The organism is Tropicimonas aquimaris, from assembly GCF_042676185.1.
Taxonomy (GTDB): domain Bacteria; phylum Pseudomonadota; class Alphaproteobacteria; order Rhodobacterales; family Rhodobacteraceae; genus Tropicimonas; species Tropicimonas aquimaris.
Map to the genome: position 1 here is coordinate 1 of NZ_JBHTJT010000014.1, position 8,969 is coordinate 8,969.

General features: G+C 58.8%; 7 protein-coding genes and 1 pseudogene. 2 read left to right on the forward strand and 6 right to left on the reverse strand.

The features are described from left to right. Nucleotides 1–467 precede the first annotated feature (467 nt). Nucleotides 468–944 carry a cupin domain-containing protein gene (locus ACFQ2S_RS11580; protein WP_386074612.1) on the reverse strand — a complete coding sequence of 159 codons (477 nt, stop codon included), beginning with the start codon at nucleotides 942–944 and terminating at the stop codon, nucleotides 468–470. Between the two features lie 156 nt (nucleotides 945–1,100). Here ACFQ2S_RS11580 and ACFQ2S_RS11585 point away from each other — a divergent pair, with 156 nt between their 5' ends. After that, a complete protein-coding gene (locus ACFQ2S_RS11585) occupies nucleotides 1,101–2,690 on the forward strand; it encodes a winged helix-turn-helix domain-containing tetratricopeptide repeat protein (RefSeq protein ID WP_386074613.1) in 1,590 nt (529 codons plus the stop codon). Between the two features lie 260 nt (nucleotides 2,691–2,950). On the opposite strand, the gene ACFQ2S_RS11590 is transcribed toward ACFQ2S_RS11585, so the two are convergent. The 4 genes from ACFQ2S_RS11590 to ACFQ2S_RS11605 all read right to left on the reverse strand — a co-directional run bounded on the left by ACFQ2S_RS11590 (nucleotide 2,951) and on the right by ACFQ2S_RS11605 (nucleotide 6,364). Continuing rightward, nucleotides 2,951–3,421, reverse strand: coding sequence for a nucleoside deaminase (locus ACFQ2S_RS11590; protein WP_386074614.1), 471 nt, complete (start codon nucleotides 3,419–3,421; stop codon nucleotides 2,951–2,953). A 755-nt stretch (nucleotides 3,422–4,176) separates the two neighbouring features. After that, a complete protein-coding gene (locus ACFQ2S_RS11595) occupies nucleotides 4,177–4,869 on the reverse strand; it encodes a hypothetical protein (RefSeq protein WP_386074615.1) in 693 nt (230 codons plus the stop codon). Between the two features lie 68 nt (nucleotides 4,870–4,937). Then, nucleotides 4,938–5,747, reverse strand: a complete 810-nt coding sequence (locus ACFQ2S_RS11600) for a DUF533 domain-containing protein (protein WP_386074616.1) — start codon at nucleotides 5,745–5,747, stop codon at nucleotides 4,938–4,940. Nucleotides 5,748–5,848: 101 nt separating this feature from the next. Next, nucleotides 5,849–6,364, reverse strand: coding sequence for a hypothetical protein (locus ACFQ2S_RS11605; protein WP_386074617.1), 516 nt, complete (start codon nucleotides 6,362–6,364; stop codon nucleotides 5,849–5,851). A gap of 292 nt (nucleotides 6,365–6,656) precedes the next feature. On the opposite strand from ACFQ2S_RS11605, the gene ACFQ2S_RS11610 reads away from it, so the two are divergent. Beyond that, nucleotides 6,657–8,138 (forward strand): mechanosensitive ion channel family protein, encoded by a 1,482-nt coding sequence (locus tag ACFQ2S_RS11610; RefSeq protein ID WP_386074618.1) that lies wholly within the window; start codon nucleotides 6,657–6,659, stop codon nucleotides 8,136–8,138. Between the two features lie 358 nt (nucleotides 8,139–8,496). On the opposite strand, the pseudogene ACFQ2S_RS11615 reads toward ACFQ2S_RS11610, so the two are convergent. Next, nucleotides 8,497–8,969, reverse strand: a pseudogene (locus tag ACFQ2S_RS11615) (integrase core domain-containing protein); the annotation flags it as partial.

Genomic DNA, 8,969 nt, shown 5'->3' on the forward strand with positions numbered 1-8,969 from the left:
GCGCGAAGCTCAATGAAACTCACGCACTTTGCTTGGAAGGCTAAGGTCTTACCACTACACAACGGCCGCTCAGTAGGGCGCACAGTTATTTCATGTGGGATTGTGCGTCAAGATGTGTCCGTCCACTAGGAAGGGGAGGCCACGCTGTGACTTCATTTCACGGCCTCCGCTGCGCGAGAGAACATGACCTCTAGTCGCCGTACGACTGAGCAAGTTCTACGGTGCCATGGAGGGGGCGAAACAGCCTACTGCGGACCATTATGCAATTCAAAGCGAACGGAAGCACCGAGCCCTTCTTGACGGATGCCGCGGGCCGCATCAGCGACGGCAATGCCGACCAGGAAGACATCCGAGAATTTCCTCGGATGTCTGGTTTGGACGCGATTGGTTTGGAAACCCTCACAGGACACGGGGACGACCATCCCATGGTCGACCGTTTCAAACATGTCGTTCGAACATGTACGAGCTTACTCGGCTTCAAGCGGCGGACCTGTGAAGACTTGACCATACTCAGCTGAAATTGTGTTGAGCGTCTCGATCTCATCCGGAAGCTTCAGATGTTTCGTTGCGTCAAAGAAGCCCTCGAAACCGCCCGGCGCGACGATGACCATCAGTTTGCCACCATCTTCCTCAAGTATGCGAAAGGTGTGATCGACCCCTTTCGGTACAAAGGCGATCTCCCCTTCGCCCAAGACGAAGGTGTTGCCGTCGGCAAGGAACTCGGCCGACCCTTCCATCACGTACAGGGCCTCACCGGCATCTTCATGAACATGGCGCGGCGGCCCACCGGGTCCCGGGAACCGGGTGGTGAAGATGCCCATGTCCCCGCCAGTTTCTTCCCGGTTCAACAAGACCTGAATTTCCGAGCCATTCCAATCGATAGGGTCATGGGCGGCGGCGGCGCTCGCAACGAACATCAACGTCATTGTCAGGGTCTTCTTCATGGAATGTCTCCGTTTTTTCGGGCCTCAAAGTAGATAGAATCTTTCGATCAGATCGCCGTCTGGCCGTTGTCGCGCCGTGTTCATTTGGCGAAATCGACTGGACTGGCATATCCTGAGTGTGAAGTCAGGGAGGGCGAATCTGGCTAACGAAAACCTGTGAAAATTTACGAATTCGAAAGATCTGGCGTCGTTCTCGACGGGTTGGATGGGACGCTCAAGACGGCCTCGGGAGTTCCGGTCGAGCTACGTCCACAGTCCCGCGAAGTGTTGCGCGTGCTTGCGAGCGCGCCGAACCGAACTGTTACGAAGGACGAGTTTTCCCAAGCAATTTGGGAGGGGCGGCAGGTTGGCGACGACAGTCTGGTGCAATGCATCGCCGAAATCCGCGCAGCCGTTGGCGACACTCAACGCAGCATCGTTCAGACCGTTCCCCGAAAGGGCTACCGGTTCAATCCGCCAACTGCATCAAAGACCGATCCACCCGTCATGCAGAAGGCGCTCATCGCGCTTCCAGTAATCGGATTGGTTATTGCCTTGTTGGCTTTCCTCTACTGGCAGAACGGAAATAGAGAGAAGGGGCTCCCGGTCGTGGCAGTACTTCCCCTTGATGATCTGAGTGCCGCGCCACATCAGGACTACCTCAACGATGCGTTGAGCGAGGGAATTATCACCGAACTGGCCCGGTTCCCGCAGTTCCGGGTCGTCGCACGCAATTCGAGCTTTCAATTCCGCTCGAAGCCCACTGATGTCCGCGAGATAGGCGAGAAGTTGAGCGCCGACTACGTCCTGGAAGGAAGTCAGCAATTCGATGGCGAGCGCCTGCGCGTGACCGCTCAGCTTGTTGAGACGGATACGGGCGCCCACGTATTCGCGGACAAGTATGAACGTAATATCAGTGACTTGTTCGTGGTTCAGAATGACATTGTTCACCATGTGGCGTCAGAGGTCGGCCAGGCGCTCCTGTCCGATATGCCGGGGCGGTCGGCCCCGAGGGACGTGGATTCCCGCCTTCGTGGTCTCCAGGCGCGAAACATCATGACCCAGTTGACTTACGAGAACTGGCAGAAGGCGATTGCGCTTGAGGAAACCTCGATACGTGAGGAGCCAGGTTCGGCATGGGGTTATATTGGCAAATCCTTGATGCTCATCCCGGCGGCAGTGCTGGGCTGGATGCAACCGCGCGATGAGGTTCTTGCCGACGCAGTCGAACTGGCGAGAACCGCTCTTCGAATCGATCCTGAAAACTACATGTCGCACTATGCTCTTGCGCGGGTACTGTCGCGTCAGGGGAAACACGCCGAGTCCATCTTGCACTTCGAACGTGCGGCAAAGCTGAACCCCTCTGACTCTATTGTCTATATCGGCATGTCGGTTCCGTTGCTCTACTCTGGAAGGACCGAAGAGGCGTTGGACGCGCTACACAAGGCGGAAAAAGTTGATCCGCTTCACGGCGACTGGCTCCGCTGGCAACTAGGCCTGGCCTATTGGCAGAAGAATGAGTGCGAGAAGGCGTTGCAGGCGATGCAGAGTATGGCGTCGCCACCAATTGCCTCAAACAAGGCCCTCGCCTCGATACTGGTTTGTTTGGAACGGCTAGACCAGGCGAAAGCAGCTATGGCAACCTTTCTGGGGACGCGACCAGGATACACGGTCCAGATCGAGGCCACGTCTGTTCCTACGGATTGGAAACCGGATGGTATGTACGAACGCTGGCTGAGCAGCATGAAGCAAGCCGGAATGCCTTGATACCCGAGAGTGATTTGAGCGCTTGCACATACGGCTCTATTCGAGCCTACACCTTCGGGCAAGCTATCCAATCAACAGCGGACATTCCGTGTTTCAGGTGAACGACCACTATGCGCAGCTCGCGACGGTTCTGGCGTGCTTGCCGGTTCAACTGCGGGTGTTGATGTCCGAACGAGTAGTTTGCTAACTTCGCGGACATATGACGTAAAGGCTCGGATGATCGGTTAGAGGCCAGAAAGACATATGTGCCGATTGGAAGTCTATCGATGCCAGAAATCACGATGCGGTTCGACAAGCGGTTCTTCAATTTCAGGAAATGGTCCGTGCACCTCGATCTTCTTTTGGCCGTGGCTCAGGACGGTGCGGGAGGGCAAGTTGATGGTAGGGTTTGCAGGATGGTCTCCCGTCAGTTCAAGGAGTTTCACCTCCTCAAAGCCAAAGACCAATCGACCGATGTTGGCCCAATAGAGCGTACCTGTGCACATTGCGCAGGGTTCGCCGGTGGAGACCAAGGTGCACTTCCAGAGAAAATCGGGGGCATATTCCGTTGCCGCTCGGCGCGCGATCTCAGTCTCGGCGTGATGCACCGTGTCGATGTTGCCCTGCTGCATCAGAATTGTGTCTTCGGGGCTGACCAGTATTGCGCCAAACGGGTGGTGACCATGGGCCGCCGCCGCCTTGGCAACAACATTGGCGGAAAGAATGTGGTTGATCATCTGATCGCGGGTCATGCTTGACCTTCTTTCATGCGAGAGCAGGGCCAGATCGCCCTTGGAAACCAACGGAGAATACACCAACACCTTTGATTGTGAGTAATACCACATCGGACGCAATCCGAACATCTGGAAGCAAGGCCATCAGATGGTCGGAGAAGCGCACCGAGGTCGTTTGCGAAACCACAACGCTTCGTGGCGCGCCCGACCACAGCTTTGTCCGCGCACCGGACCTTGCTCAGGCAGCCCCGATGTCGGCAACGCGCAGTGAGCGCCGGTTCGCCGCTCGGGGGCGAACGACGGGAATGTCCCGCATCTTTCCAGTTCATTGACAGCGCGGCGAACGACCGGAACGGACTTAGGGCTATTCGACCCGGCTCAACGTCCGGTTTGCGGACATCGTGCTGAGGTGCCGAGCCGATCTCAACCTCTCGTCTGCTGTGCAGAGGCAGAGTTCTCTGCGACAGTATCAAGCAGCTTGGTCCGCCCACCCAACTTTGGTGTTCCCCACTTTGAACGGCCGGCCCCCCTCTCTGTGATCTCTGCACCTTCGAGAATGGGTCGTCCGGCACTCGACGCAAGGTGCGCGTTCGGCCCAGTGCCGCCGTTCATCCCGTCCGATTGCCGCCGCGGTGCGGCCCAGGAAAACCGCCATTCGCTGCAATAGCGAAAATCACATTCTCATGCGCGGCAGATCGGGTTTCATCACTCCGGCCGGTTCGGACACGTAGTGTGCGTCCGTCAAAGCGATGCATCCAAGTGGCAGCGCGAGATCAGTTCAGGGTCGCATCCACCCAATATTTCGTGCCCGCCGCGGTCGCCGAGGCTTTCCAGCCTTTCTTTGTCAGGTGGAAAATCGCCCGTCCATCGATCCAGCGAATACCGAGGCTCTCCTTGTCATCCCCGAACATCGTACCAGCTTCCGCAGTCGCATCGTAGCCGCTGGTGACGAACTCCAGGAACTTGAAATCATCCTCAAACAGTATCACGACTTGGGTTTCGAAACCGCCGATCCCGAATGAAAGTCCGACGCCGGCGGTTCCCATGTTCATGTAGACATGTTTGCTCCCATCCCGGGAGACGGCAACTCCTCGTCCCGCTCCGGCGGCAAGACCGGCAAGCACGAGCTTCCTCGTATCAAATACGGCATAGCCGGTACTCTGCTCGAACAGCAACGCAGCGTCCGGCTGTTCCGAGAACAGGCGATTCATAACATCGATCGCCATCGTATCGAGCTCGTCCCGCGTTTCTTGCGGCGTCGCCTCGTTGGTGAGCAGATCTACGGTGGAATTGACGCTCTCATTCACTCTGTTCGCGACGCCCGACGCCCCCCTCTGAGCTGCGTTGGCGCCTTCACGTACGATATCCGCGCCTTGCTGTAGCCGGTCTTTCCAGTTTTGTGCGGACGCTTCCGGCACAGACACCAGACCAAGTGCGGCGATCACCCCAAAGCCAACATTACGCATCTTGCATCCTCCCTTTTCGGGCACAACCGTCGCCCACCGCCCACCGCCCACCGCCCACCGCCCACCGGTCAGCGATAGATGTGTGGCGCACCGAGTCGGTCGTGGATCGCGTTGACCGTCGCCGGATCGAGGTTCAGCGTCTGCGCCAGTTCGTGCAAGTATTTGGCCTCGCTCTGGTCGTCGAGTTCTTTGGCCATGACCGAGACCATGTAGAACTGTTGTTCAGCGCCGCGCGGGATGTCCGCCGCCAACCCACGAACATCGACCGGCCCATTGAGCTCGCGCTCGACGAACGCCTCCTCTTCCCGGCTGACATCTCCCAAGCGGCCCAAAAGTGCCGTCTTCTCTTTCGGGTCGATCCGCCCATCGGCCTTTGCGGCCTGAATCATCGCCCGCAGCAGGACGCCGGCCAGGTGCTCCTCGTCGTCGGTCGTCGGCGTTTGCGGCTCGCCGTATTGGTTCAGTGCCTCGTCGAGACGGCGCCCGAATCCACCCTGTCCGCCGGTTTGCCTGTCCATTCCGCCGGATCCACCTCCTGGGCGGGACAACTGGCTCAGCTGTTCGAGCATTTCCCCCATGGAGCCCGCCCTGCCAGCCCCGCCCGCGCGACCACCCAGGAACTGGCCCAGCATGTCCTGCAGGCTACCTCCTGGCCCCGCGCCGCTCCCGCCGAGGCCGCCACCTGAGCCACGGGAAAGGCCGCCACCTCCCAGCACCCGGCCCAGAATATCTTCAAGGCCACTGCCCGACGACGCCTGACCGACACGACCGGTTCGAGGTAGCGTGCGCCCTCCGGCACCGCCGTCCATCATGTTTTTGACGCTGTTGGCGACAACGACGCCGGCCGCCACCTTGGCAAGAGTTTTCACGAGGCTCATTGCAATGCTCCTGATTGAGATCGTCCTTGGGTATTGCGCCGACGCAGGTCGAAAGCGCTGCGCCGGCACGCTACCCCAAGGTTTCCGTGAGCGGTCTTGGACTAGACGGTGGCTCCAAGTGCTGCCTTAAGGTCATCCAGCGACTTCCTTTCGGCATCCGAGATCTTCTCGCCTCCAAACCCGAGGAAGCCGCCCTCCATGCTCGCCTCGGCGGTCTTCATGGCTGTGGTGATAAGGAAGTCACGGAAGCTGGGAGCCTGATCCGGAAGTTCACGTTCCACCACTCGCATAACCTCGCCCAATCGCCCGACCGCTGCCTCCGATGCTTCAGCGGCTTTTCTGCCTTTTGCCAGCGCCCTGATCCCCTCGACGGCCGTCTTGCGGCCCTCGGCGGTCTTGTAGGCTCCAAACACCTCCGAGGCCAGCGAGCCAGTTCCGGCGCCCGCGGCGGCGTCTCTGAGCGATCCCGCCATCGCCGCGCTCTCCTGAAACGCACCGATCAAACCGCTCGGGTCTGCCGCCGTCACGGCGAACCCGGCGAGCATCGGAGCCTGAAGAATGCCCGCCCAGTCCTCCGCCGGAAGTTGCTCTTTTGGTGTCATCTTGTCCTCCTCCAAGTTGGTCTGGTTTCCGTCCTCTACCGAGAGCGTATTTGACTTCCTGACATAGTATAACCTGAGCAGCTCTCAGGTTCCGTGTCTTTCGGTGGATCTGGGTTGCTATTCTTAGGTGTTGCGAATGAGTTGCATTCCCGATTGCGGACACTTCCGCCAGACGACTTTTGTTTGCATGGCAAGAACGCGCTATCGGAGGACACCGCGAAATGTTGCGACCGGCACCCACTTGCGGCATCGTCCCGGGACCGGAAAGAAAAGTGGGAAATCCCACGTCATACGGCGGAGGTTTTACGTGAGACGCTTCTTTCATCTTGCTCTGATCCTCGTCCTTCTGTGCGTCGCTTTACCGACGCCACGGGCCTTCTCCCAGGACGTGACCACAGACGCCCCAGCCACGGTCGCTCCGACTTCTGAAGCACCTTCGGCGGAGGAAGAGCCACCGGCCGAAGACGCTGGCCAGGCCTATCCCGCCGGGCTTGAAGACCCCGAAATTGGCCTCGATGAGCTAGCCATCCGTCTAATTCCGTTAACTAAAAGCGAACTCTCAGCGCTCGCAGGCGCCTGGCAGCAGATTGCCCGCGAGCGCACCGATGCGGTCGCAGGAAAACAGATCGAGATCAGCGCATCGGACGATGACGACGACACGGCTGCACGCGAGGAACTGGTGGCCCTTACTGAGGAGCGCGGTGACGCCTTCGCGCGATATTCCAGCGTTGTCGACATGCTGGAGAAGAAGGGCGGAGACGAGGCCGAAATCGCCGATTTGCGCGCCTATCGCAGTGCTATCATTGTCGAGGAGAAGCAGCGCGCTGACTGGCGGACGCTTCTCCAACAGGCCATAAACTGGACCACTTCCGAGGACGGAGGCATCCGGCTTGCCAAGCGCGTCGGTGTTATTGTCATTTCGCTCTTGGGACTGCTGATTGCTGCAAGAATTGTGCGCAGCTATGCGCGCCGTCTCTTTCGCCGGGTTCCCGACCTGTCGAAGCTGCTGCAAGGTTTCCTGGCCATGATCGTATACTGGTTGACGGTCGGGATTGGCCTGATGGTTGTTCTCTCTGCGCTCGGGATCGACATCACACCGCTATTCGCGCTGGTCGGCGGCGCGACCTTCATTCTTGCCTTTGCGATGCAAGACACGCTCAGCAACCTGGCCTCCGGTTTGATGATCATGATCAACCGCCCGTTCGATGAAGGCGATTACGTCACTGTTGCGGGCACAGGGGGCACCGTAAAGGCGGTCTCAATCGTCTCGACGACTATCGTGACGCCCGACAACCAAGTCATCGTCATTCCGAACTCAAAGGTCTGGGGCGACGTGATTACTAACGTGACAGCCTCTGATACCCGGCGCGTCGATCTGGTCTTCGGCATCGGCTACGATGATTCGATCGAGGAGGCGCAGCAAGTGCTGGAGGAGGTCGTCGCCGCGCATTCATTGGTTCTCTCAGATCCGGCGCCAGTCATTCGCGTCAATGAACTTGCCGACAGTTCCGTGAACTTCATCGTCCGGCCCTGGACGCAGGTTGCGGATTACTGGACTGTCTACTGGGATCTGACGCGCTCGGTGAAGGAGGCGTTTGACAAGAAGGGTATCTCGATCCCCTTCCCACAGACCGACATGCATATCCACGTAGCAGGAGAGGCGCCTCTACCCGATTATGCGACTGGTATATTGGGCCGAGGTCGACCTTCAGGTGCACCGGACTATCGAAGTGGAGACACGGCGCCGGAAACCGCGGAAGCGGCAGCAGGCGGAGAGCGCGATGGATAAGGCGACTCCAAGTTAAGGAACGCTTGCCAAGAGTGCCCAATGAAGTTTGGGTGGGTACTGCGTCTGAACTAGCGTTCGACGCGATAAGGCCACTTCGGGCTAGGCTTCAGACTTCGGCAACGGGGCCGGTTCTGTCAATGGCGATTTGCGACAGTTCAACACTTGGCGGTCAGGTTTGATCGCCGACTTACGGATACCAGTTGCGCCTTTGTCAGCTTGGAGCTTGTCTCCTACCCCTCGTCGATAGGCCGCAACCGGGTTCATGCTTCGGTCCGTGTGGAGTGCCCCCACTGTGGTGGTCCACCAACTGGGATAGATTTATCCCGTTTGGGACTTCACCCCGTTTCTGGTCCGGTCGTCATGCGACCTTTCGGGTTGGTTGAAGTTGGGCTGCAAAGGCGTTCGGCGTCAAGTTTCCGAGCGCCGAATGCGGCCGGTTTTCGTTGTAATCAATCCTCCATTCATTGATCCTCTGGCGCGCGTCGGCCATCGACAAGAACCATGAGGCGTTGAGACATTCCTGCCTGACTCGGCTGTTGAATGCTTCGATATAGGCGCTCGCCATTGCGCTCGAACCAATGGCGCACCAAGGCTCGCTCGCTGGGTGTTCCCGGTCGAGAGAAGTCGAGCTCGACCTTGTTCAGATAGGCCCACTGGTCGAGCAAATGGCCGGCGAATTCGGGGCCGTTATCGACTCGAATGCTCCGCGGCTTACCTCTGATCCGAGCGATCCGGTCAAGCTCGTCGATGACCTGGTAGGCGCGGAAGTTCGTCCTCGCAGATGTCGCGAGAGCCTCTCTCGTATGGCAGTCCACGATCGTCAGGATCCGG